Raw genomic sequence first — 25131 nt, 5'->3', positions numbered from 1 at the left:
TGCCGATACTGCAATAATTTCAACTGGATGGATTAGGCGGACGCCATTATTTATCAAAGCTTCGTTATTAAATTTGAGCAGTGTGAGGCTTATAGCCGTAACTGTTGATTTTATGATAAAGGGCTTCAGTATCCTAAACCTAAATTGGTCAGATTCGCCAGCGAAGGCTCCACGGATGAGCAGATCGACGATCCTGAACGCTTCAGAAATAAAGCGGACAGGGGGCCCTGAGCAGCGAGCGCTTGAATTGCCCCTGGCAATGGCGGCTTTTGGATGGAGATAAGGGTGAATCTCGCCCTTATTTTTAGCGATTGCCTTCGCATGCAAGTCCGGTCGAGGGACTGAGGTCCCCCAACCAGGGAAAGCGCAGGACGACGAGAGGTCAAAATAGGACTTGGTCGCACCAGATCCGTTGCAGGATTCATACCCCCATCCTGCCGTCCTGGCTTTTCACTCACCCGCCATTCGGCTGAAGTCTCAAATTCCATCCATCTCGAGGGTAGAGAGCCGACTGCATTGGGGCTGGCCTATGCCCTGTACATTGAAAACCTTTTTTTCTGCTTCATGCTCGCGTGCCTGCAAAATCCCTCCCCTGGCTTTCGACGATCGAGCGGCGGGATTTGACCCCGGAGAGGATTTCCACTTCATTCGCCTTGGCCTCTTTCAAGGGATCAATCGATCCCATCCCGGTTCCGGCCCACTGTGTGGCAAGAAATGCATGTCTTTTCAAGGGATCGTCAAATCCAGGCGCTGATAGAAGACCCTTTTCGATGGCATCGGTAATCACCCACTCCCAGACAGGCTGACAAAATTCAGCGACGAGCCAGCTGCGCCAGACCTTGAAGGCTTTCCAGGCTTCGAGGATCGCGGCCCGGGCGGCGCTATAGGACGAGCTGAAATACTGGGTCATGACTTCATAAGGAAGACCGAGACCAATGCCGATCTGCTTGATGACCGCCTGGACGAAGGGCTCAAAGTTTGAATTGGGCCGGCCCGGGGCGGCGTTCTCCACCTTCTCCCCTGGCAGAAGATCGATCATAAGACCGCCAGGTCCAAACTTATTGAATTTTCTTTGCCTTGGCTTTTCATCGGAAGCTTTGACAAGGTGAGCAGTGGAGCGATCACCAAAAACCGCTCCCAGCTCGCTCGGGGCGCCTGCCAGAAATCCATGGAAAGCTTGATGCGCATGCCTTTGAGAAGGAGCAGGACGCAGATGGACAAGGCGCGCGAGTCCCGGACAAGGAAGGGGATCCGACGCCCGAATGAGGCCGTGAAAAGCGGACTTATGCTGCCAATAAGGTCAAGTCGATGGGTAACTTTGATACAAAAATTTTAAAAATTTGAAGAGGGGAGGCGGTAGATCGTCAACCATGACGGGGTACCCCGCCGGAAGGACCCAAAACCTTGAATACTTTGTGGCATATGATTTTGAGCGACACCACTATACCTGGACCATTGGGGTGAACTCATAAAGGCTTTGGAAGCCTGGGATTCTCCAGCTATCATAGTTGGTAATTTGCTCGTAAAACCTACTCTGCTTGCATTCCAGAAATTTTTATAGCTAGTCCAAAGCCAGCCACCATCTTACGGCATAAAGCAAATAAGAATATGCGAGAAAATGGGAAGAGAATTTTCCAGCCCCTGCTATAATATCCGCTGACTGCACACAGCCCCGAGGTCCCTAATGCCGCTAAACATAGGCAGGCGTATGCTTGCCATTATCCTATTATGTACTTTCATGCTTGGGGTGAAAGAGCCCGATCCTCTTGCGGGCCTGCCGACCCTGGATGATTTCGCTTGGCAGATGGCTGACGATCCAAAGTCGGCCTATCGATGGAGCTCCAAGGCTTTTGAAGCGCTGACTCCGGGCACACCCATATCTCGAAAGATCCGGGTTGCAAGCTACTTTGCTCAGGCCGCGGACGCCGTAGAGGAAGTTGACCTTCTCGAAACACATCTTCAGTCCATTGAAGGGCTTCGGGAGAGAGCCAATGAATTAAACCTGACCAGGGATCGAACGGCTATCGGCAAGAGTCTAATTTCTTATTATGAGGAGAACGGGGACTTGGCAAGGTCTGAAGCGCTATTCAAGCAAACGATTGATGAAGCAAGGCGAAGTCAGGACTACGAAATCTTGTCACAGATGTTTGCGCTGCATGGAAAGGAACTCGAAGGACGCGGCCAGAAAACCCTGGCCCTTCAGTATGTTCGTGACGCTCACTCAATGGCGGCGAATGAATCGCTAAACATTAGTCCACTTAACAGGCACATTGTAAGGATCTGGACGGCTTTAACCTTGCAGCGTCTTGGATCATCGGGATTTGATCAGATTATTGATGACTCCATGAAGTATCTGATGGATAGGCGGCCTCGCCACATCCTTGCAGCCTTTGCCTATAACGTGGCACGGGAACTCCGTCATAAGGATGCCATAAAAGCCCTTATGTATTTTGATGTAACGCTACGTGAGGCACGAAGCATCGATGACAAAATCGGAGTAAGTGCAGCCCTTGCGGAACAGGCGGAAATAGCTTGGGAACTTGGGCAGTACCTGGAGGCGGAGCGAAAGGCCTCGGAAGCTGTCACCGCAATCGGATCGACGAATAAGTTCTGGCTTGGCCGAGCACTTTTGGTAAAGGCTCAGGCTCTTTGGAAATTGAGGAAGCTTAGTGAGGCGCTTGCTGTCAACGACCGAGCTTTACTGCTTGTATCAGAGCAAATGACGACGCTGCGAAGCGATATCTATAAAACGCAGGCTTCCATCCAGGAAGAGGCCGGCCTCTACAAAGAGGCCATTCAATCGCAGAAGGAATATCAGAAAATTCAAGCAAAAATTGCAAGAGATAAGGAGCAGGAAAACTTCGCCAAAGCCAGAGTCGAGTTGGGCCTTCAGATGGAAGAGCAAAAAAACCTCCTCCTGCAAAAGGAAAACGAGCTGCAGGCGGCCCGGCTGAAAACCTCGCGATATCTTTTGATCGCCGCCATTGCCCTTGGCATTCTGCTGCTTGGGGCGGTTGCCAGCACCGTTTGGGCCCTTTCCAACGCCAGGAAAATCCAAAAGGCCCGGGAAAAGATCCAGATCATTCTCGATGTGATCGAAGAGGGCATTCTCACTATCAATTGGGACCTTCGTCCCGAACCGGAGTATTCGCGCTATCTGACGCGGCTCTATCCGGGCCTCTTTCAGAGAGAGGAAGACGCGATCGACTGGCTTTTCCCATTGGCAATGCTCGGCCAGGAAAGGCAGAGCATCATCAGGGAAACCCTTCGGGCGTGCCTTGGTGAGGAGAGCCTCGCATGGGAACTGAACTGCGGTCAGCTGCCCTCCGAGATTGTCCTGCCCGGGGAGATTCCCAGGAGCATTCATATCCTCTGGCAGCCCCTTTTTAACAGCGAGGAGCGGATCAAGGGCTTTCTTTTGAGCCTTCGGGACATATCGGATCAGAAAAGGCTTCAGGATGAAGTCCTCCTGCAGAAGGAGAAATCAAAGGCCCTGGAGCAAAGGGTCCAGGAGCTTTTGCTCACCCGCTTTCAGGATGCCAGAAGGCTCATTGACACACTGACGGCGAAGCTGGAGAGCCCTGATGAGCTCTGGCTCGAGGCCGCTTACAAGCGTGATCTTCACACCCGGAAGGGTGAGGCCCGTACCCTTGGGCTCAAGGGGCTCAGCGAAGCCATCCACAGCCTGGAAAGTGCCCTGTCCGAAGGAAGGGTGGAGGCCATCAGTCAGGCCATCTCTGTTCTGCGCGAGGAGACCGGAGCCTACCAGTCCCTCATGCGCGACATGTTCATGAGTCGTTCCACGACTGAGCAGAGCGCCACATCCCTTATGGATGTCGTCGGCCCTCTTCTCCCCGCCCTCAGAAAGCAGCTCAAGGAAGGGGGAATTCCGGTTCAGTCGATCGATGTCTCCGATGGTGTTGATGAGTGGTCGACGGATGTGCTTGATGCCGTTCGGCAGAGCCTTCTCCATGCCCTTAGCAACAGTGCCGACCATGGCTACATTCTGCCCTCACGAAGGGGGCAGAGACTTTATCCGGCTGTTCTCAGGGTCGAAGCGGATACTGATCCATCAGGGAAAATCCAGGTCCGCGTTCGAGACTTCGGGGCAGGCCTCAACATGGAAAAGCTAAAAAGCATGGCTGAGGAGAAGGGTTTCAAGCCGGGTCCCGAGGAAACGGTGGCTGATGTCGTGTTCCTTGATGGGGCGACCACTGCCGAGACTGCCTCGGCCACCAGCGGCAGAGGCGTTGGACTCTCGGCTGTCAGGCAGCTCTGCCGAGGTCTCAATGGCGATGCTCATCTTCTCGCCAATGATCAGGGCGAGGGCAGTCTGCTGGTCTTGAGCTTTATCGGAGCCAGTGAACATCTGAAAAACAGCGCATAAACTTGAAATCAGATTGTTTGGCTCTGTCGCAAACAGTCAATTTTCTGAAATTCCAGAAAATTATGTCCTGTAAGCAGTGGATTATATATTTTCTTTGCACGAAAAATCCTAGTTTGCGACAGAGCCTTCCGGAACACGCCTTCCTTTGATCTCTTTGACGATGCCGTGGTGAGCTGATGGTCGATCCGATTCCATTCGCCCGTAAGGAAGTTTTTGCCAGGATTGGGGATTTTGCTTTCGAGCTGCTGACCCTGGTCCCCGACAGGATCGATTGGGAAACAGGCTACAGGTGGGCGAAGCAGGAACCCATCAGCAGCCTGCCGGTTCATCACTATCTGGGATCGACAGACAAGGACCGCCTCGGTCCTAATGAAAGCAAGCGAACGATTTCCAGGGTTCTTTATCCCGAAATCTCCGGGCGCATTGATCATTTGAAAAAACTGCGCGACATGGCTGCAGCGGGAAAACCACAGCGCCTTGTCTATGCAGATACCAAACTCGGCGAAAACCTGGGGCTCTGGATCATTCTTAAAATCAAGGAAACCAGAACCATTTTACACGCGGACGGCATTCCCAAAAGGATCGAGTTCTCGATTGATCTGGAGGCATATGCGCAACCACCAGCTCAATGACGATGAAGAATTGGACCAGATTTGCTGGAACGAGTACGGCGATCTGCCCGGAGCGGTGGAAGCGGTACTCAAAACCAACTGGGATCGGCTCCACCTCTTCGATGGCCTCGGTCGTGTCCTGCCGCTGACCCGTCCGGAATTTATCACCCTCCCTGATCTCAAGCGCCCTACTGAAACCACCCGCACTGTGAGAATTTTCGATTGAGACCCAATTTTAGGATCAGATCCGGCGACAAGGATCTGACGAATGCCTTTCGAAGGCGCCTCCTGAAATTGACAATCCGGGACGAAGCCAAGACGAAATCGGACTCGATGTGTCTGGAACTGGTCGATGACCCACCGATCGCCTGGCCTACTGACGGCCAGGTGTTCGAGGTGGCCATTGGTTATGAGGAGGTCCTGGTCGATGTCGGCAGCTTTTCAACAAAACATATTGCCGTATCTGGCCCGCCCCGCATTTTGAGGATTGAGGCGTCGGCACTGAACCAGGGCGCCTCGCTTAAAAATCAGCGGGAGGAGTCCTGGGACTCCACGACCCTTGGCGACATCGTCGCAACGATTGCCAGGCGGAATGGTCTGAAGCCCGCGGTCATTGCCGAGCTGCAATCGGTCCCGATCGATCATGAGGACCAGACCGAATCGGACATTGCCTTCCTGCTTCGGCTTGGTCGCAGGCATGACATGGTCATCAAGCTGTCTGATCGATTCCTGATGGCGATGCCCGAGGACAAAAGCAGAAAGGCCAGCTGCCTACTGTTCACGTTTCCAATCCGATTCGATACGACTACTCAGGCGAGCAGACCAGACGATATACGGGCGTTCGCGCCTACTGGTACGACAACGACGCGGCGGCCAAGCGGTTCGTAATGTATGGCAAGGAAGGGGTCGTGCTGGAGTTGGAATTCAACAAGATCACGGAAGCCGCAGCGTGCAGGGCGGCTGAGACTAAATTCAGGGAAGTCGTCCGCAAAGGTAAAAGCCTGTCGTTCACCGTTCCCGGCAATTGGGGATTGGCCGCGGAGCGCAAATGCATCGTGAGCGGCATCCGCGAAAGCGTTGACGGCGAGTGGGTGATCAAAAGTGTTGAGCATACGATTGACGGATCTGGATTCCAAACCAGCGTCGATTGTTCAGTTGATGGGTATAAATAGTCCGCTTCTATGACTGAAGGCTCCGATAGTAGGCTGATTCAAAACCCGCCGCTCAACGAATCAAATCGGACTAAGGGGGGATAAAAGGTGGAATTAAAAACCCCAAAAAAATCTTTTTTAAGATCAAGATTTGTTGAATCTATAAGGTTATGCAAACTTTTTATGGATTCTAACCAACCTAAAAACCTTTTTTTTGTGGATTCCCTGTAACTTTCAATCTAGTCTATTTAAAGTCTCGAAAAAGCTTTAATGGCGGACAGGAAATGGCTAAAAAAATAGCAATCGTGAATCAGAAGGGTGGAGTAGGAAAAACAGCGACTAGTGTTAATTTGGCGAGTTCTTTGAGTCTTGAGGGTAGCCGAGTCCTGCTTGTGGACGCAGACTACCAGGGAAACGCTGGCAGTGCCTTCGGTGTGAAACAGAAAGCCATCAACGAGAATCGTACCATTGGAAAGGGCATGATCGATGGCTTACCTGCTAAGAAAGCCATTGTCAGAACTGAGTTTAAAAATATCGATGTTATTGCTGCTGACATGGACTTTGGCGAATTCAATAGCCAGTTCATCGGCAAGCCAGGTAGTCATCTACTTTTCAAAGAGTGGATAGAACCCGTTGAGAACGATTACGACTTCATGATCATCGACACGCATCCATCGCTTGATTTGACGTTTCAAAACGTAATGTCTGCCGCTGATTACTATATCATTCCTCTTTTTGCAGAGCCGGATTCTGTCGATGGCCTTCACATTATTTTCAAACACCTCAATGAAATCCAATCGCGCTTGAATCCCAGACTTAAAAATTTGGGTTGCATTATTACTAAATATAAGTCCAAAAATGCGACCCATAAGAAATTTTTAAGCAAAATTGAAGTTTTTGGCCACAAGCACGCTTTACCTATACTCAAAGTCATTCCAGATTCAGATGCGATGTCGTCTTCTTCAGACGAACAAATCCCAGTTGTTCTTGGCAAACCTAGCTTGCCTGTCTCTAAAGCCTACAGAGATCTTGCAACTGCGATTTTGCCAAAGCTAACAGATAAGCGTGGAAGGCCACAGAGAGCTATTAAAATTGAGCGAGACGATATTCGAGATTTTATGAATTCGTTCGATTCTGACTTGGAAGGTTTGAATGTTCAGAAGCAGGTGAGGTTGTAAACTATGGCATCAAAGAAGGTAGCAAAGCGTTCCGACTCTTTAGACGGTCTCGCAGATTCTTTGAAGGAATATAAAAATAATTTCGAAACATTTGGCGGTCTTGCTGCAGAGGTCTCCATTGCTGATATTGATACCAACCAAAATATTCGAGTTCTTGTTAAGGACGATGCCTTCGTTGCGCTCAAAGAGAGCATTTTGCAGCAAGGTCTTTTGCAGCGACCAGTTGTAGCAAAAAATCCTACCGGCGACAAAAAGTATGTCTGCGTCGCTGGCCATCGTAGAATCGAGGCAATGAAGGATCTCGGATTTACTGATATCCCGTGCATTTTCATTAATACTTCTAAACCCGGCGATATTGAATCTGCGCGGCTTGCTGAAAATGTTATTCGTGAGAATCTGAAACCGATCGAGCTTGCTGAAGCCGTATTCAAGTTGAAGGAACAGCTTCAGGAACATACTACGGGTATTGCTAGAGTTCTGAATCGCAGCAGGTCCTATGTTACCGAGCTCCTTAGCATTGCCGGTTGGCCTCAAGAGGCAAAGGATCTAGCAGCCCAGAACGAACTCAATGTATTCCAGCTATCCCAAATTGCGCGAATCAAGCTTTCAGATGAGGAAATTATTGAACGAGTCCGGAAACTTTGCGGTCAAGTGTCGTATGATACGACACTCGAAAGAAAAGGTGCCTCGGGGCCGAAATACCAAGAGAAGCTTGATAAGTGGTTTGAATCCAACTCCTTGAAGCATGAACAAGTTGAGTTGATTATTCGATTTCTCAAAGAAAATAAAGTACGGGGGTGGGTCTAAAAACAGCAACGGCGGTCCAGTTTGCACCTGGCCGCCGTTGTCGAAGTTGTTTAAGACCTCGATTCGATCCTTAAAAGCCGTTAATCAGATAAGGACCGGACATGGAATATTCTTCCATAGGTACCATTTTTAGTCAAAGCAAGTCTCTAAGACAGCGAATTGACTCGTTACAAAGCATGGGATACAGTCCCGAGGAAGCAATACGCAAAGCTAAACTTGGGAATAAAAGCCAGCCAAAAAGCAAAAAATTCTTGACGTGCTTGCCACGACTTAGACCAAACCGGGTGCTTAGGGAGGCTGCTTTGTTAGCAGCAGCGATGGAAGATAGGCAAGCCGAGAAGGTATCTAATTTCTCAAAAGCCTCATCAATCGCTCAAGGAACAGCTGAAGCTGGTACACGCCTAATCTATAACATCACAACTCTAACTAGTAAAAAAGCAGAGCCTGATGACTTCAGATTGCCTTTGATCAAAGTCATTTCAAATGCCTGTGGCACGTTCGCCTGCGCGCTAGCTTTAATTTATTTCGGCGCCGAAGCCGGCAATTTTACCTTTGAGTCTTGGTTTTGGTCCATTCTCTTCGTTATATCGAGCACGACTCTCCTTGCAGTTCCATTCAATAAGAAATCATGGGAATGCTGGGTTCAAAAGACCCTGGGACTTTCATTAGTCCTAATTGGCTATTTGGTTATACATACTTCCATCGATAGCAGCGTGGAGCGAACGATGGCTCATACGGTATCGACCTCGCCTATAGTTCTACAGGTGCAGGCATCTATCAGAGATCTTGAGTCGAGATTGACTCCGACGAGAAAAGCGATTGCGGATATGAATCCTATCGAATACCGCTCCAGCATCGCAAAGTTGCAGCGTGAGTCGAAACCATTGGAAGAAGAACTCGCCAGAAAAAGGGATCAATTCATTGAACTTCAAGACAAGGAGAAAAGGGAGAGATCAAGCGGCCTAGTCAGCAATTGGGGTTTCGCCGATTGGCTGCGCAGACTCACTCTTGAGCCTTTGAATATTCTTTGTCTTCATGGGCTCATTGAATCGTTGCCCAAACTGATAAAAGCGTTGCGTCGGCGCTCATTACGCTTTGCAAACGCAGTTTTATAAAAGCGAAGTTTGAATGGTTGCAAAAAGGGAGGTGCTGGAACTTTTTAAAAAATTATCTCCCAGCCAGGGACGCATGAGATGTGACTGGGCAAACAAAATCTGGGATGTGTGGTAACTCCTAAATTAGCTTGCCTTGACCTTCTACGCAATCCCCTTTGAAAGTTGTTGCTAAAAATCAACTGTTTACGGCCATTCTTGCGTCTTTCGCCAGATGCTGTGAACGAGTCAGGAAACCTTTGCGTTCGGAGGCCATGGAATGGCTGCAGCCGCGATGCTGAAGAATATTTTTGAAGGACAGGGACGTTGCCGGAAAAAGACGGAACCAAATACCAAACAGCCGTCCCACTATCAGTTTGCGAGGTGGGAACACGAGGATGGGAAGCGATTCGCTGTGCCGGTGGGGGGCGTACGCAATGACAAGCGTGGGGAATTCCCATTAATCTCGACCGCGATCAAAAACGAAGGGACCGGAACCGAGACCCTGATCTGGCTCCACTTCGACCTCGACTTTAAGCGCGCTGACAGGAAGTGGCGATTCGCCGAGAAACTCGACTGGCCAGCGATAGCTGATACCCTGAAGCAGGAGGTTCCGCTCTTGTTTTCGTACCTCTCGTATGCTGTCCGTTCATCCGGCGGCAAGGGAATCAGCCTTGTTTTGGCGATCTCGCCGTTGGAACTCATTCCTGAGACTGGCGACATTCAAAAACTGGCGTTCAAACTTCAATCAATGGTTATCGGCATCCTGAATTTCTATGGAATGGGTGCGGACGAAGGTGCACGGGGCCTTAAGAGGCTCATGCCCAACATGTTTCAAGCGGACAGGGTCCTCGATCACTGTGAGTTTACCGAGGCCGTTATTCAGAAAAAACGCCCACGGATTATCCAGAATCTGCTCCATGCGTTGCGCTTTCATCCCGCGCTTAAGCCACAGAACAAACGTGATCGTGAGGATATTCTCTGGAACGACATTCGTGTCGAACTGCCGTGTGCCCGCCTTTATACAGACCTGCTCGATTCTGTTGGACCGTGGGGAACGGAGCAGGTATCAGCGGCATTGATCATGCAGCGCTACGGGATCTCAAAAAACTCAGTGTATAAGTTTCTGTCAGATCCGCCCAAATGGTTGCACGTCGAACCTATTCGAGGAGAAGGATTTCGTCTGACGATCCGCCCATCGTCCGAGCTGACAAATCGTGCTTATACGCTTTTGGAAACCGGAGGGGAAGGCAGAGCAAAGGCATCGTTTGCTACGTTCACTGTAGCCGCAATCACTGCGCCTGAGCAGGTTCGACACGGTGAGCGCAACCAGTGGCTGGTCTCAGTGGTACTGGCGTGCAAGTGGAAGGGGATCGATCGCGAGAGGCTGCTAATAGCGCTTAAATCGCTGTTGAAGCACGTGCCCCACTATCATGAATCCCGGAGCCTGACGCGGGAACTGCCGGCAATTGTGCGCAGTTTATACCATCATCGCAGTGGACTTCGTGGCAGGAATCCGGAGTTGGTTTTACCAGAGTGGTTGAACGAGGAACTGAATCCGACCAAGCCAAAACAAACTTCCCAAATTTTTTCTAAGAAGGGATCCAGCGTAGCTGGATTCGGAGCGGCTGTTTCCGACCCGGTGATTGCACCAGCTCCAGATCCTTCTTTGGTTATCGGGGCCGTTTTTCCCTCCGCCTCGAGCGGTGCCCGGCCGGTGGGGTTCGGGGGCAGGCCAGGCCCCCGCAGCCTTTTGGATATCGGGCAGCTTGAGTTGAACCCTGACTTGGGAGATTCAAAGTCTTCAACGTTCAAGCGACAGCTGGCTGAAACTGGAGAAGATGCCGACAAAAACCCGGTTCCTAGCTCCGAAACAGGAGCAGCGGGGCATTTTCGAAGGCGCTGATGCGAGCGCCCTTGTCAGCTGCTGCAAAGGCCAGGATATTAACCGACGTGACAAGCAAAAGGGATCCTGCGGTGAAGGAGCGTCTGCGCCGGGAATGGCTGGCGAAGTTGCAAAAGTAGAGCAATTCCGACTCTACGCGATTAATTGAAGTGATCGGTCTGTTCCGCACTGCGCTTGGCGTTGATAACGATACGGTGGAAATTTCCAGAATCCTGTCCGCTACCCGAGAAGGTCCGGATCCTCACTGAAGTAACGAGTATTGCGGATGTGAAGCAGAAGGAGCAAGCGCGGCGGGAGTGGCTTTCAAAGTTGACCTGATTTTATGCAAGGCATGAGTGAAAGGTTCGGTGAAATCATGGCAAGTTTAAGCTTCAGGTTAAACTAAAATGCCAGAATTTGTCAGATGCGGAAAAATGAAAGTGATCAGGGCAGGTCTCTATGCAGGACTACGGATAAAATTCAAATGGGTATGGTCCGAGTCCTCAGCCAAAGATAGGATTGAGTTCGATCAGCGTATCGTCAATCATTTTTCCATACGAAACAGACACCATAACGGAGGATAGCGCCATGTCCTGTGAAATTAAGCTGGAAGGCAATCCCTTCTCCATCAGGAATCGCATCGAAGGGATGGGGGGAAGATGGGTGAAAGAGGAGGATGCCTGGTATATACCGGCCGAGCATCAGAAGGAGCTACAGGAAATCCTTGATCATGAAACCGTCCGGCAACTTAAAAAAAAGTTGGGCAGAAAAAAGTTTGAGGAGCAGCATCCGGAGCTCGCCGTTGCGGACGCAAACACAAGCGTCAGGGCGTGGCTTGAATTTATTAAAGATGCCGTGCTCGGCGGTCGAGGCTGGTATGAAAAGGGCGAGGATAGGGTTACTGCATGCAAGGAAGCCCTTATGAGCATGGGGCAGGACGTGAACTGGATTGATGAAGAGCTGAAAAGGCTTCGGAGCCTGGACTGCAAGAGGATAGATAGTTTAGTCCTTCATGGGGGTTGATGCCGATTCGCTCAGAACTAGCAGATCGACATTAAGACAATGATTTTATTATGAAAATATAGGTCATGTTTTAAGGAATACAGGTCTATCAAGCTGTTCAGTGCAACGGAAATATTTGCGAAGTGCAAAAAGCCAGAATGAACAGACTTTCCGCACTTTGATTCTTGCACTGGTATTTGCACTCCTGAAAGCCGCATTCCGTTTGCCAACCTCAATGCACCTGAAGTCACTAAATTTCTCTCGATCAGCAAGCATGTTATGGTGTCACCCGAGGTGCTACTCGAGTTAGCGCACTGGTATGAAAAACATGTATGTAACAGCAGTCCAAGCGGTGAAGGAGCCTCCTCATGCACTCCACTTCCAACGACAGCCATATCCCCCCCGTTTCCGCGTCCTCCAACACAGCAGTTTCCAATGGAAGCCCAGCAGTGGAATCAGTTCACACTCAATCAGCGTCAAGAGATACTCGTCGTTCTCGCTCGCATGGTAGAGAAAAAAATGCAGAAGAAACGTGAAGAAAAGGAGGTATGTCATGAAGATTAACGATACCCCGAAAACCGGATTTTATGGGATCTCCTCCAAACTTACGGTTCGGCATTTAGAGCGGCAAGCGATTGTTTATGTTCGACAGTCAACACCCCAGCAGGTTTTGGAGCATCAGGAATCAGCTGCTCTACAGTACGCCTTGGTACAAAAGGCTGCTTCCCTCGGGTGGACCACTGAGCGTATCGTAGTCATTGACGACGATCAAGGCCAGAGCGCTCAATCAGCTGCTGGCAGGGACGGGTTTCAAAGGCTTCTCGCTGAAGTGGGTCTTGATCATGTAGGGATCGTTCTCGGCATCGAAATGAGCCGACTGGCACGGTCCTGTAAGGATTGGCATCACCTTCTGGATTTGTGTTCTTTGTTTCAAACGTTACTTGCGGATCAAGATGGTCTCTACGATCCAACCAACTATAACGACCGTTTGCTGCTTGGTTTAAAGGGAACGATGAGCGAAGCTGAACTCCATATCCTGCATAGCCGCATGTGTCAGGGCCGCTGGAATAAGGCTCGACGTGGGGAATTATTCAACCGTGTTCCTACCGGATATGTGCGCACACAATCTGGCGAATGCATTATGGATCCCGATGAACAGGTGCAAAGTATTGTTAGGCTTATTTTTGACAAATTTGATGAACTACAAAGTCTGAATGCTGTCCTTCAATATTTTACGAGAAACAATCTTCGCTTAGCTATTCGTCGGCATTGCGGAGAAAATCGTGGCAATCTTGAATGGCACGCACCAAGCCGGGCAACGCTACAGAACATTTTACGTCATCCGATTTACGCGGGAGCATATCGCTATGGCCACCGCCCAACAGATCCGCGAGCCAGGATCACAGGCCGCCCTGGTACCGGACGCAAGATCCGTTATGCCGAGGACTGTGAAGTCTTTCTCAGAGATCGGCTGCCAGCATATATCAGTTGGGATCGATATGTAGCCAACCATAAAAAATTGGCAGATAACCGAGCACGTGCTGAAGCGATGGGGGCTCCAAGGCAAGGGCCAGCACTATTAAGCGGAATCCTGATCTGTGGAATCTGTGGTTGTCGTATGGCCGTTTCCTATCAAGGAAAGACCAATCGATTTCGGTATAGTTGCCTGAGGGATTCAATCGATTATGGCAAGCCACCTTGTCAATCATTTTGTGGTCAATCACCTGACGCTTTGGTGGTTGGACAAGTGCTCGAAGCAATTAAACCAGCAGCTTTGGAGTTAAGTCTGAAGGCCTGTGAAAATCTACAAAAGGAACACAATCGTCTCACACAAGACTGGCATCAAAAGCTGGGGCGTGCTCAATATGAAGTCGATAAGGCATCCAGGCACTACCACACCGTGGATCCAGAAAACCGCTTGGTCGCCAGAGAGCTTGAGCGAAGATGGGAAGAAAAGCTTATTCAGCAGCGCAAAATAAAAGAGGATTACGAACGCTATGAATCCAAGAGTAAAGCGGCTTTTACTGAGGCAGATCGCAAATCCATACGTGATCTGTCTGCCAATATTCCAGCTCTTTGGAATGATCCTGGAACTTCGCCCCAGGATCGCCAGCAAATTGTCAGAATACTTTTAAAACAAGTCATTGCACGAACCGAGGCGGGAACGGAAAAATTATCGGTAACGCTGCGCTGGATGGGGGATGTCTTTACTCAGCACGATATCCGCCGGCCAGTTGCCCGTTATGATCAGCTAAAAGATTACCCTCTGCTGCTGGAAAGGATCATTACGCTCTACGATCAAGGACAAACTACATCGGCGATTGCCGCGCAACTCAATAAAGAGGGCTGGCATCCGCCGAAGCACAGTGCCCAATTCAATCAAGGCATTGTTGCGGCACTCCTATCTCGTGAGGATCCGGGCTATGAAGCCACATCCGAATTCGATGCGGATGGATATCGGCGTCATTTAAAATGCGACGAATCTCGGTTTCGCTCAGGTGATAATTGGTTTCAAATTCAAGCGTTTGAGCGAGACTGCCTACAGTCCATATCTTACGAAAGGGAGCTGCATCGCCAGAAGGTCGCTTGCACGCAAGCTTGACGATTTCGCAGCGAATTGCGGCAGGAATACGAGCTGGTCGGCCTTTACGAGGCAGATCTTCCAATGACTTTGCCTTTGACTCGGCGGCGAATCTATCCCTCCACTTGCGGACTGTTTTCTCGGTGCACCCGATAGATCGGGAAATCGCAGCATTACTCTCACCGGCAGCGGCACGAAGGATAATATTGGATCTCAAAACCGATCGATGCTCAGCGGTTTGCGAATGCGATATTTTGACCAATTTACGACGGATAGGAGGACTCAAATGGATTGGACTGGCATGGGTATTCATAGCAGTACCACCATGATAATTACGTTGCCAATCTACTCCTTGCCGATCATCATTTCAACCCGGTACGGACTTAGGGCGAGCGGTACTAGTGAAAAGTAGTAACAATGATGGTTTTGAGGATGGCACATCTCGCTTGTTTTCAAGGCGTTCAAGAACGGTGGTGCAAATAGCTACACTTTCTGCACTCATGATCTTCAACACCCTGGTGCCACTGAAAAGCTCGAATCGCAGCCTATCAAAAACTAAAATATTTCAACATGTTAAGTTCGATCTGCTAGTTCCTGAGCGAATCGGCATCAACCCCCGGTTCGATCCTTCATCATTCATCAGCTGGGAAAGACTTTGTCAAAAGGATTGCAGCCTCAGCGGCGTATGGACTTACTTGGGTGCAGGTTTTTTTGCAGCAGTGGAGGATTTTTTTAGACAGCCTAGCTGTGGATGACGCACGGCGGGCAGCTCAAATGTTTCTTCGTGCTGCACGCACACGGCGGCTCTGATGCCCATCTCCTCCGGGGGCCTTAACGAGGACATGGCAGAGGCTGGGATGCCAGCAGCTGTTTCGTATCGGGGTCCTGCAGAACCTTGAGAAAGGTTTTCTCAAACGCTTCCACCAGAGGTGCAGGCGTTTTTTTCGAGAACGCGATGAAGAGGTCCCTGGTTTCCAGGGGAGGCTCCATGGCCACGATATCGGAGTCATGAGGGACTGCCGTTTTCTCTTTCGCAAGATAGTGGTGAAAGATGCGATCATTGGAGATTAAAACGTCGATACGCCTGGCCCGCAGCATCCTGAATCCGCTGTCCAGCACCGGTATCCAATCAAAGCGATACCGTGCATCGTCCTGCTCCAGCTGCGTGAAACGTTTCGAATAATACCAGCCTTTCATGACGCCGATGCGGGAGGAACGCAGGCTATCCATGGTCCCATTCCAAGCAGGAGGCCACTTTTTCAGTGCAAAGACCCGGATGGAATCGGTAAAAAAAGGAGGGGTAATGAAGCGAAGAAATTTTTCCCGCTCAGGGGTTTTAGAAAGGCTGACAACCGCGTCCCTGGCTCCTTGCTCCACCATTTTCACGGCGCGCTTCAAGGGCGCGATTTCGAGACGATAGCCCCGTCCCATCACCCGCGCTGTTTCGTGAACAAGATAAGGGCCGGGGCCACAGACTTTTCCTGAGCCCGCGTCTTCCACAAGGCGAGGGAAAATGTCAGAGACGAATTCAAGGTTTTGAAGCGGGCTCGACGTTTGGGCCCGAGCTGATAACGCGATGAGTGAAGCAAGCCCCAGAAGGCTTATTTGAGAGCTTAACTTTCCATTCACGGATCACTCTTTATGCGAAAGCCGCGTTGATGCGGTGCGTATATTTCAGCAAGGCAGGATTGGACATCGTCGCCGATCCTTCACAATTGACAGTGAAGAGAATCGGCTCGGGACAGGGCTTTGTCAACGATTTGCGGCAGGCGTAGGGAATGGATTGGGGTGACGCCTGCGGAAATACATTTGCAGTACCCCAAGGCTTCGAATTATGAACAACGATTCTCATCTTCCGTCCATCTGCCGCGGAAGCTGGCAATCATCTGGTCAAGCCACGGGGTGATCATCCTGTGGGCCTTGTCATCCATGATGGATAGAAACTGCCCGAGGAGCCGTTGGTTGCGCATGTTTTCGGTAAGGGCGTCGGGCGGGGCCTCATCGTGCATGCCCGGAAAGACGCCGGCACGCCTGATTTCGGCGGCGATGGTTTCGAGCTGATCGAGCACCAGGGCGTTGTTGATACGGTGTATGTATTCCAGCAATTGAGAAGTGGACATTGTCCCTGGTCCTTTCGTGAGTGAGGATGGAAGAATCGGCGTCGGGAAGGGATGTTGTCAAAGGTTTTCAGCATCGCCGGCATCCGGAGTTGGGCCCTTGGCGGCGATGATATCAACGGCCTCATTCAGCCAGGGGCCGATAGTCCCATAGGCCTTTTCCGCGGCAAGGGAAAGAAAGCGCCCGAGGAGGCGTTCGTTGCGTATGTGCGGGGTGAGGACATCAGGCGCAAGCTCTTCGTGCATGCCGGGGCGAATGCCGGCCTCCATCAATTCAAGGGCAAGGGCATCGAAATTATAAAATTTTCTTTGAAAGTTGATGCGGTCGATATACGTCAGCAGCAGACGATTTGTCACATCGGCTCCTTAAAAGGAATGCGGAGAATGAAAAAATGCTGGCAGATTGTCAAATGCTTTGCATGGTCGGGCCACATCGTCCGGGCTGATTTTACGCCAATTATATTGGCAGTGCCATTGGAGATAAAAACGCATTGGCATCTTCAAATTGTCATGGCCCCATCCCATCCATTTGACAGACAAAATCCATCGGGCTACCTTGAAACAGTATGAAATAAAAACCAATCTCGCATGTAAAATAAGCCGTTGAGTTGGTTTCCAATGTAAACCAAACGTGCATTTGGTTGCCACATGCTTATCCTTCATGGCAATTGTCGGTTACCACAGTCGACTTCAGCGGATGGCCAAAGTCCTCTTCACTGAGCACACCCGAATTGATGCTAATATGTCATAAAATACCAGATATGTACTTTTCGGCGGTGGGTAAACTCAGGTAACAGGTGGATGATTGCTCCAATGATGCAAGCTGAATTTTCAGGTTACCTGCGCGTCTACTTAAGCCGCAGGTATTTAAGAAAAGGGCGTGAAAAGTCGCTATCCACTATGCCGGGAGTTCCACAGTGTCTTTTGTCGGCAAGCGATAAAATATGCTGGCGAACGTCATCTCCAAACAGGCACTGTGATTCTTCAGCGAAAGGAATAAGGTCCAAAATATCCATCCACGGTAGCTCAGGCTGATGGCCGGGTTCCGCGCAAGTTCGTAGCCAATAGTCCCGAAAATCCTTATAAAACTCGTAGCGTCTGTCAAAGATATCGTTCCTTCGTTTGTGCTCGCTACTCCGGTAGCTTAGCCATGTGAAAATCAAGGCGGCAGCTGAGAGACAAGGCGTGGCAAACGCTTGCAGATACTGAACCCATGGGGGCATTGATGATCCTTCCAATTTCGTTCCAGTTCACAAAACGCGGGAAGCATTTGCAAGGTGCTCTTCCGTAAGGGTTTTAAAGGCAAGAATTTGTTCCAGTGTCAGGTGCATGTGGGGAAGGTTGCCACGGAAAGTGGCAACTTTCTTTGGAAATCAGTGAGCGAGTGATGACTTTTTATGAATTGCTGGGGGACTTTCCACAAAGCGTTTTTTGAGGTCAGCACCTTCAAAGAAGAGGCTGAACTCAGCCTGGGTCAGTACGATCTCGGCATCATGGAAGGGATTTATCTTTGAAAACAAGCCCTGCTCGAGACGCTTGGCAATAATTACGAGGCCGGTTCCATCATAATAGAGGCATTTACAGCTCGATCGTCTGGAGTTCATGAAAACGAAAAGGTGCCCGGAGAAAGGATCCTGTTTAAGGATATCCCGGGCTTTCGCAAATAGACTGTCATAGCTGGCCCTCATGTCTGTGGGCCCCTTGCAGACGAAGATCTTCGTGCGACGGTTCAGAGCAATCATGCGACCTTCTTCAGGAATTCGACGAGTCGGTCAACATCCTGAAAACGAATCAACTTCCCGTCACTCCAAACAATCTCAATTCCCTGACAAGGCTTTGCCTCAGAGCCATTGGTCTCGATCGTTTCCACGTGAATCTGTTTGAACTCGGAAGACCCAAAATAGCCCTCACGCTTCATTTTCTTGGCTCGGCCTATTAACCCGGCCATCTGTTTATAACTGAAGCCAAGGGATTTATAAAAATCCTGTGCTGGCCCTGTCCAGTTTTCCCAGGCAACAAGCACCTCGTAGTGAAGCTCATCGCTCACGTTCTTAAGGTAACCTTTGTCTGACTGGTAGGTGCTGAGTTTCTTTTTCAATGAAATCGTATCCATGTCACTCTCCATAACGGTTGTACGTATTGAGATTATGACACAGATGGAAAATATATTAAGGTGTCGAGCAAGGACGATTTACTGTAAACCTGAATAGCAACGGCACGAGGGTCCAGGAACATAGGGGTCTCCAAAGTCATTGAAAACCCTTAAGTTGGATACTGGCGGGATTTTTTCAAGGGACGGGGCCTAGACCCGACTTACCAAGCTTCTCGTAACGTGTGGCAATACTCCGAAAGTGTTTCAGTTTCGCAAACAGATTTTCCACCAGGTGGCGCATTTTATAGAGATGTGCGTCGAACTCTGGATTGGGTCGGGTGCTGTTGGATTTTCTTGGAATCACAGGGTTCATTCCTGCCGCTCGTGCCTGGTCTCGAATAGCCTCTGAATCATAGCCTTTGTCTGCAATAAAGTGTTCTGCTTCACCTATTTTTTCGATGATTTCGCCGGCGGCTTTTGCATCGTGGACTTCACCCCCAGTGATTTTAAAATCGATCGGATTTCCATGCGCATCGGCGGCAAGGTGAATCTTTGTTGTGGCTCCACCACGAGATTTTCCGATGGCTCGTTCCTCGCCAAGCCTAGCTCCGCTTGCATGCTGATGAGCGCGAACGTAACTTCCATCGGCGAATACCCACTCCTGATCAATTTCGCCTCGTAGCTCAAAAAAAAATCTGACCACAAGCCTTTTGCGGCCCATCGATTGAAACGGTTATAGGCTGTCTTCCAGGGGCAAAACTCTTCGGGCACATCTCTCCATGGAGCACCAGTACGGAGCTTCCATAAAATTGCTTCCATCACTTCCCGGTCATTACGCCAACTGTGACAACCCTTGGCTTTCATGACTGCATGCAACTGCTGCCAGATGGAATCGTTCAGTACTCTGCGGGTCATCCTTGAACCCTCCTCATGAGAGAGAAGAGTTCCACAAAACTAAAAAAATTAAAATGATTCAGTTGGTTACCTGGGAATGAGGACACGCCTTAATTTTTAACCCGGACACCAATTTCTAGACGGTCCCGACAGCACAGCTGTTAACAGGCATTAAAAAAGACTAAAATAAAAAGTTAGTAAGTCGATAGGTTAATGCCACTTTTATCGGGGTTGGACATGCAGGCAATTTCCGTCTGGCTGAGAAATGTATTTCTACTTATGACTATCGTTTTTCCCTCTCCCCCGGCAAGCAGCCAAGAAACTGTAATTGTGAAGACGGACTTCGAACAGTACAGTCTTAAACCAAAAAATATCGCATATTTCCTGGAGAATGGCGTGGTTGTAAAACCCATGAGGGGCGATGAAGATTTTGCGTCTAAATACCTGAAGCTCAATGAGCCGGTTGAAAAAGCTGCACTCGTCAGTCAGACCCTAATCATAAACTCCTTCTCTGCCGGTGCCATGGGTATTTCAGAAGCAAAAGCCAAAGCAGATGAATTTGTTATTGAAAGCAAGCCTCTCTCCCTGGGGTTCTATCCTCATCCGGTTTGGTTGAAAATCAAGGTTAGCAATGCTGACCCCGAATCTCGCGACCTCGTTCTGAAAGGTAATGTTTATGTTGGAGAAATGTGGATATATTCACCTAGTGGAGTGGTAACCCATAAAACCATAGGAGCTGCTCTACCCTTCGAAACGCAGGAGCTTAAAGATTTAACGGTTGGCCTGAACTCGATTGCTAATTCCATTCACTTAACAGAAACCGGCGAATATGAGATTTACCTCCGGTCTCTAAGTTTCGGTGACACTACAGAAATGCAATTTAAACTTCTATCGGCTTCATCCTGGCATAAAGCTTCAAAGTTTGACGCGATGATTCTAGCGATCTTTTTTACTTGCCTATGTACAATGCTTGTTTACAATTTCTCGATTTCAATCTTGATCCGTGATGTGGATTTCTTCTACTACAGCATGTATCTGGTCGGTGTCATTTGCGCATACTCCTATTTATTAGGATTGAATTCATGGATGTTTTCACCTGACGTCATACTTATAAACCCCAGGGCTTGGAACTTATCAATCTTTTGGACCATGACCTTTCTTCTTCTGTACTGCAGATCATTTCTGAGGCTTAAGGTTCATAGCAAATATTTAAGCAACATATGCCTTGTCGTGGTCGCTATTTGGTGCATCAGCAATCTGACCATGCCCGAGGGTATACTTTTCGTGCAATTGATGCTTATTCTAGCTGTAGCGTCAATACTATTCATGTACTGCACCGCTATCTATCTTAGTTTAAAAGGAATTCGCGAAGCTAGATTTTTTGCCATAGCCTTTACCTTACATTTTTCGGGGACGTTTCTTAGAATCTCCCAGTCCTTCGGTAGTATCGAAACCGGGGTCTTCACTCTCTACTCAGGAGAGATAGGCACCATTGCAGAAGTACTCCTTTTTGCGCTGGCCATGGGTGATCGTATTTCAGTTCTTGGAAAAAGTCTTGGGATTGCAAACAAAGAGCTGGAGAAGCATAGAGACCACCTAGACGACATGGTCAAAGAGAAGATTCAGGAGATATCGTCCATACTTGACAACGTCAGGATGGGAATAATTACAATTGAAGGTGAAGCATTGACCATATCACAGCATTGCGCCCAGGAAACCTTTGTACTTCTGGAAGAGTCAGACTTTCAGGGTAAAACGCTAAAGGATGCATTCCTGGACCGTCTCAGCCTAGGTGATGATGAGAAGAATCTCATTTTATCCTCACTACAATCTGCAATCGGTCAGGATCTGATTAACTTTCAAGTCAACTCGCAGCATCTTCCAAACGAAGCTTCTTATGTGTCCCCGGGTGGCAAAGAAAAACTTTTTGAAATAGAGTGGTCCACGGTCCTCGACGACTCGGAATGCGTTCGCAAGATCCTAATCGCCTTCAAGGATGTGGCGGAATTAAAACGTTTGAGGACAATATCGTTGAAATCTGAGTTAAGCCTTCGCAAGGTTTCTGAGATTATCCGGAACCAGCCAAAGGATTTCTTTAAGTTTTGTTCAAAGGTGGATGTGATGTTGGACGAAAACAGACGTCTGACCATGGCAGGTGGCGCCCACGAGGCGGAGAGACTAAAAACCATGTTTTTCAATCTGCACACTCTAAAAGGCTTGGCTAGGTTTCTGGGACTGAGTGAGATGTGCGACCTATGCCATCGCTGCGAGCAGAACTTTGTAGATATTTTGAGTGGTAAAACGCGATGGGATCAAGCAATCACGCTAATCAATTTGCAAGGGATTGCAAGTTCGATGGGTTCATATAAAGAAATTGCAACGGAGCAACTCGGATGGAGGGCAAATGAAATCGAACTGGTAAAACTTCCTACAGTCACTTTCGGTCAACTGGTAGATAGCAGTGAGGAAATTTTTGAGAATGTAGATGGCAAACTCAGAGTCTCGGCGGCGTATGTTTACGAGACTCTTGTTTCCTACTACTATACAAGGTTAGACGAAGTCCTAAGTGAGTTTAGCGGGGAACTAAAACGTTTGGCAAGGGACCTTAAGAAAGCTGAGCCCAAATTAGTCATAGAAGGAGGTGACTATAGGGTTAGTCCGCTATTTGCTCAACTTCTGCAGAATGTAATGATTCATTTGCTTAGAAATTCCATGGATCACGGGATCGAATACATAGAAGACCGTGTATTGAAAAATAAGAATCCAGAAGGAACCATCAACGTATGCTTGGAGGTGCAGGCAACGGATATCGTATTCAGATACAGTGACGACGGGCAAGGGCTGGCCTTAAGCAAGATAAAAGCGAAAGCTGAAACTTTAAGCATAATCCCGAGTGGCTCCGAGATGGGTAACCTTGAAATAGCCATGTTGATTTTCCACCCAGGCTTCTCTACGACCAACAATGTTAGCGACATCTCCGGCAGAGGAGTTGGCATGTCAGCTGTGCTTGAATTTATACAAAAACACAAAGGAACTTTGGCCCTCGATTTAGGTGAGAAGTATAACCATCGTTCACTTGAATATATCTCATTCAGTATTGTAATTTCCATCAACCGAAGAGATTTCAAAATAGTAGAAAGCATGAAGCGAGATATAACCAAAAGATGTGGATAAGTTGAGATCGGTGCTTTGGCCCCCGATTCAGTTGACACAGTTGCTTTTCTCGGCTCTGTCGCAAACATTTCGGAGGGTGAAGTAAGGTTTTGAAGCCCTATAAATCCGAGGGTTCCCCGCCATTTTCTTCCATTGATTAGTTGAATCTCCTGTGCCACTAAGCACATCAAGGAGATTGAATGGTATGAAGAAGAGTCGATTCACGGAAGAACAGATCATCAAGGCTCTTAAGCGCCAGGAATCGGGCGAGAAGGTCCAGGACATTTGCCGGGAGCTGGGCGTCAGCCAGCAGGCTTTTTACAAATGGAAGGCTAAGTTCGGCGGTCTGGAGGTTTCTGAAGCCCAACGATTAAGGGCGCTGGAAGACGAGAATCGCCGACTGAAGCAGCTCCCTATGTGCCAGCAAAGTTTGAGACAGTAAAAGCCGATAATTTAGTGAAGTAAAAGTGGCGGCAATGAGGTCTCAGATGTCAGACTCGTCAAATGTGAAGAAGCTCGAAAGTATTGGGAATTCTGAATTATTACCTGAAGGCATAAAGAGGACGCAGGTTGAAGATAAGCCCAAGCGCAGGGTTTTCGACCCCGAATACAAGCTTGCTATCCTTGAGCGGCTCGAAGAGTGCCGAGGTAAACGTGGGGCAGTTGGTGAACTTCTTCGCAAAGAAGGACTCTACGCAGCGCAAGTTGCCAAGTGGAAGGAGGAGATTGAAGAAGCTCTTTCAGGTGCACTGAGCAAAAAGCGTGGGCCGAAGCCAGACCTGGAGGCTAAAGCAGAAAAGCGAATCGCGCAACTGGAAAGAGAGTGCGCGGCCCTTCAGGAAAAGTTGCGGCAGGCTGAGGTCATTATCGAAGTTCAAAAAAAAATATCCGAGATCTTAGGGATCAAGCAGCCCCCGGAAGCCGACTGGAAAAGCGGGAAGTCATGAAAGAGGGTATTTTGGAGCTGATTCAGCAGCGGGTGAGCCAGAGCTGGCTTATGGACATATACGGTGTGTCACGGTCGAGTGTGAATCGGTGGCGCAAAGGAAGCCCACCAAAGCAAAAGTTGCCTCGATCATCATCGAATGCTCTGAGTTCATCGGAGAAGGCTCAAATTGATGTGCTGCATTCAGAGGAATTTATCGAGGATACACCTTATCAAATCGTCAGCAAGCTCCTGGACCGCGGAGAATGGCTCTGCTCGATCCGCACCATGTATCGCGTCTTGTCCGAAGCTGAGGAGATTGAGGATCGCCGTAATCAGCGGCGTCATCCGAAGTACGTAAAGCCTATCATCCAGGCCATGGCACCAAAGCAGTTATGGACATGGGACATTACAAGATTGCCTGCTGAGATAAAGGGAAAATACTATTTTCTCTACGCGATGATTGATGTTTACAGCCGCTATGTGGTCGGCTGGATGATTACGCATGAAGAAAATTCTGATCGTGCTCAGCACTTTATCCGTGAAACACTTAGGCAGCAGGGAATCGACGAAGGAGCGCAGTTGACGATTCATTCCGATCGTGGTAGCCCAATGACTGCGAGCAACACAGTGGAACTTCTTGCAGTGCTCGGCCTCGCACAGAGTTTTGCAAGACCGCGAGTGAGCGACGACGATCCGTTCTCTGAGGCGCAGTTCAAAACCTTGAAGTACCACCGCTTCTTCAAGCCCTGGTACGATAGTCTCGAAGACGCGAAGGAGAGTCTGGCGAAATTTTTTGAGTGGTATAACAGTGAACATCGGCACATCAATCTCGGTCTTTTGACGCCAGAGATGGTTCACATGGGGAAAGTCGATGGGGTGCTCGCAACACGTACTCAGGCCCTGAAAGATGCTTATAACAGGCATCCAGAGCGTTTCTCAAAGCGCGGTCCCAAGCTCCTGATCCCACAGGAGAGGGTCGGAATCAACATCCCAGTCACACGACAGTCCATGTTCGTACTCGGGTAGAAAAGTTTCTTAAATTTTCTTTAGCGATGTCCCAAAATAGCTGACACATTCCGGCTCGTCGCCGATCAGGCGCTGGATAATCAAGCCCTTCGGAATGTGTCAGCATTTTTGGGACAGCGCTAAAGAAAGTTTAAGAAACTTTTCTACCCGAGTACGAACACGGACTGTCGCGTGACTGGGATATTGATTCCAACTCGATCCTGTGGAATCGCAAGCTTGGGACCGCGC

Annotated in this window: 23 protein-coding genes and 2 pseudogenes; 16 read left to right on the top strand and 9 right to left on the bottom strand. The window is 49.1% G+C overall.

What is annotated here, in order from left to right; translation table 11 throughout:
* Both VE954_RS03780 and VE954_RS03775 read right to left on the bottom strand, forming a co-directional pair.
* Positions 1–327, bottom strand: a 327-nt coding sequence (locus VE954_RS03780; RefSeq protein WP_324949818.1) for a hypothetical protein, incomplete at its 3' end; no start/stop codon positions are given.
* 235 nt (positions 328–562) lie between these two features.
* Positions 563–1141, bottom strand: coding sequence for a phage portal protein (locus tag VE954_RS03775; RefSeq protein ID WP_324949820.1), 579 nt, complete (start codon positions 1139–1141; stop codon positions 563–565).
* Positions 1142–1708: 567 nt separating this feature from the next.
* On the opposite strand from VE954_RS03775, the gene VE954_RS03770 reads away from it, so the two are divergent.
* The 11 genes and pseudogenes from VE954_RS03770 to VE954_RS44085 all read left to right on the top strand — a co-directional run.
* A complete protein-coding gene (locus tag VE954_RS03770) occupies positions 1709–4387 on the top strand; it encodes an ATP-binding protein (RefSeq protein WP_324949817.1) in 2679 nt (892 codons plus the stop codon).
* A 176-nt stretch (positions 4388–4563) separates the two neighbouring features.
* On the top strand, positions 4564–5019 hold the full coding sequence (locus VE954_RS03765; protein WP_324949815.1) for a phage tail protein: 456 nt from the start codon (positions 4564–4566) through the stop codon (positions 5017–5019).
* A complete protein-coding gene (locus VE954_RS03760) occupies positions 4997–5224 on the top strand; it encodes a tail protein X (protein ID WP_324949813.1) in 228 nt (75 codons plus the stop codon). Before VE954_RS03765 ends, VE954_RS03760 begins: the two co-directional genes overlap by 23 nt.
* Positions 5225–5331: 107 nt before the next feature.
* On the top strand, positions 5332–5886 hold the full coding sequence (locus VE954_RS03755; RefSeq protein WP_324949811.1) for a hypothetical protein: 555 nt from the start codon (positions 5332–5334) through the stop codon (positions 5884–5886).
* Between the two features lie 20 nt (positions 5887–5906).
* The gene (locus VE954_RS03750; RefSeq protein WP_324949809.1) at positions 5907–6170 is read left to right on the top strand and encodes a hypothetical protein; all 264 of its coding nucleotides are present in this window, start codon (positions 5907–5909) and stop codon (positions 6168–6170) included.
* Positions 6171–6433: 263 nt separating this feature from the next.
* A complete protein-coding gene (locus VE954_RS03745; RefSeq protein WP_324949807.1) occupies positions 6434–7327 on the top strand; it encodes a ParA family protein in 894 nt (297 codons plus the stop codon).
* A gap of 3 nt (positions 7328–7330) precedes the next feature.
* Positions 7331–8134, top strand: coding sequence for a ParB/RepB/Spo0J family partition protein (locus VE954_RS03740; protein ID WP_324949805.1), 804 nt, complete (start codon positions 7331–7333; stop codon positions 8132–8134).
* A 101-nt stretch (positions 8135–8235) separates the two neighbouring features.
* Entirely contained in the window at positions 8236–9249 is a 1014-nt protein-coding gene (locus VE954_RS03735) for a hypothetical protein (protein WP_324949803.1), read from the top strand.
* 256 nt (positions 9250–9505) lie between these two features.
* Entirely contained in the window at positions 9506–11131 is a 1626-nt protein-coding gene (locus tag VE954_RS03730; RefSeq protein WP_324949801.1) for a hypothetical protein, read from the top strand.
* A gap of 642 nt (positions 11132–11773) precedes the next feature.
* Positions 11774–12133: a hypothetical protein gene (locus VE954_RS03725; RefSeq protein ID WP_324949800.1), complete on the top strand. Its 360-nt coding sequence runs from the start codon at positions 11774–11776 to the stop codon at positions 12131–12133.
* 532 nt (positions 12134–12665) lie between these two features.
* Positions 12666–13802: pseudogene (locus VE954_RS44085) on the top strand (recombinase family protein); the annotation flags it as partial.
* Positions 13803–14487: 685 nt separating this feature from the next.
* Here VE954_RS44085 and VE954_RS44080 read toward each other — a convergent pair.
* A complete protein-coding gene (locus tag VE954_RS44080; RefSeq protein ID WP_414698967.1) occupies positions 14488–15006 on the bottom strand; it encodes a helix-turn-helix domain-containing protein in 519 nt (172 codons plus the stop codon).
* Between the two features lie 88 nt (positions 15007–15094).
* On the opposite strand from VE954_RS44080, the gene VE954_RS03715 reads away from it, so the two are divergent.
* On the top strand, positions 15095–15448 hold the full coding sequence (locus VE954_RS03715; RefSeq protein WP_324949796.1) for a hypothetical protein: 354 nt from the start codon (positions 15095–15097) through the stop codon (positions 15446–15448).
* Between the two features lie 76 nt (positions 15449–15524).
* Here VE954_RS03715 and VE954_RS03710 read toward each other — a convergent pair whose 3' ends face one another.
* The 6 genes from VE954_RS03710 to VE954_RS03685 all read right to left on the bottom strand — a co-directional run bounded on the left by VE954_RS03710 (position 15525) and on the right by VE954_RS03685 (position 19817).
* Positions 15525–16322: a substrate-binding periplasmic protein gene (locus tag VE954_RS03710; protein WP_324949794.1), complete on the bottom strand. Its 798-nt coding sequence runs from the start codon at positions 16320–16322 to the stop codon at positions 15525–15527.
* Between the two features lie 203 nt (positions 16323–16525).
* On the bottom strand, positions 16526–16813 hold the full coding sequence (locus tag VE954_RS03705) for a hypothetical protein (protein WP_324949792.1): 288 nt from the start codon (positions 16811–16813) through the stop codon (positions 16526–16528).
* A 57-nt stretch (positions 16814–16870) separates the two neighbouring features.
* On the bottom strand, positions 16871–17167 hold the full coding sequence (locus tag VE954_RS03700; protein WP_324949790.1) for a hypothetical protein: 297 nt from the start codon (positions 17165–17167) through the stop codon (positions 16871–16873).
* A gap of 1016 nt (positions 17168–18183) precedes the next feature.
* Positions 18184–18552, bottom strand: a complete 369-nt coding sequence (tnpB, locus tag VE954_RS03695; protein WP_324949789.1) for an IS66 family insertion sequence element accessory protein TnpB — start codon at positions 18550–18552, stop codon at positions 18184–18186.
* Complete coding sequence (locus VE954_RS03690; RefSeq protein ID WP_324949787.1) at positions 18549–18923, bottom strand: hypothetical protein; 375 nt, start codon at positions 18921–18923, stop codon at positions 18549–18551. The genes tnpB and VE954_RS03690 overlap by 4 nt, the downstream gene beginning before the upstream one ends.
* A gap of 175 nt (positions 18924–19098) precedes the next feature.
* Positions 19099–19817 (bottom strand): IS5 family transposase gene (locus VE954_RS03685; RefSeq protein ID WP_414698966.1). Its coding sequence is split into 2 segments (ribosomal slippage): positions 19099–19604 and positions 19604–19817, totalling 720 coding nucleotides; the frame shifts between segments, so codons are not numbered across the junction.
* A gap of 216 nt (positions 19818–20033) precedes the next feature.
* Here VE954_RS03685 and VE954_RS03680 point away from each other — a divergent pair.
* The 4 genes and pseudogenes from VE954_RS03680 (at position 20034) to VE954_RS03665 (ending at position 24903) form a co-directional block, all read left to right on the top strand.
* On the top strand, positions 20034–22970 hold the full coding sequence (locus VE954_RS03680; protein ID WP_324949783.1) for a 7TM diverse intracellular signaling domain-containing protein: 2937 nt from the start codon (positions 20034–20036) through the stop codon (positions 22968–22970).
* Positions 22971–23154: 184 nt separating this feature from the next.
* Positions 23155–23361: pseudogene (locus VE954_RS03675) on the top strand (transposase); the annotation flags it as partial.
* Between the two features lie 76 nt (positions 23362–23437).
* Positions 23438–23896: a hypothetical protein gene (locus VE954_RS03670; protein ID WP_324949781.1), complete on the top strand. Its 459-nt coding sequence runs from the start codon at positions 23438–23440 to the stop codon at positions 23894–23896.
* Positions 23893–24903 carry an IS3 family transposase gene (locus VE954_RS03665; protein ID WP_324949779.1) on the top strand — a complete coding sequence of 337 codons (1011 nt, stop codon included), beginning with the start codon at positions 23893–23895 and terminating at the stop codon, positions 24901–24903. The genes VE954_RS03670 and VE954_RS03665 overlap by 4 nt, the downstream gene beginning before the upstream one ends.
* The last annotated feature ends 228 nt before the right edge of the window (positions 24904–25131 follow it).

It is taken from the genome of Oligoflexus sp. (genome assembly GCF_035638955.1).
In the GTDB taxonomy this organism is placed as follows: domain Bacteria; phylum Bdellovibrionota_B; class Oligoflexia; order Oligoflexales; family Oligoflexaceae; genus Oligoflexus.
Note: the sequence above shows the minus strand (reverse complement) of the source record. Positions and strands in the feature narration are given on the sequence as shown.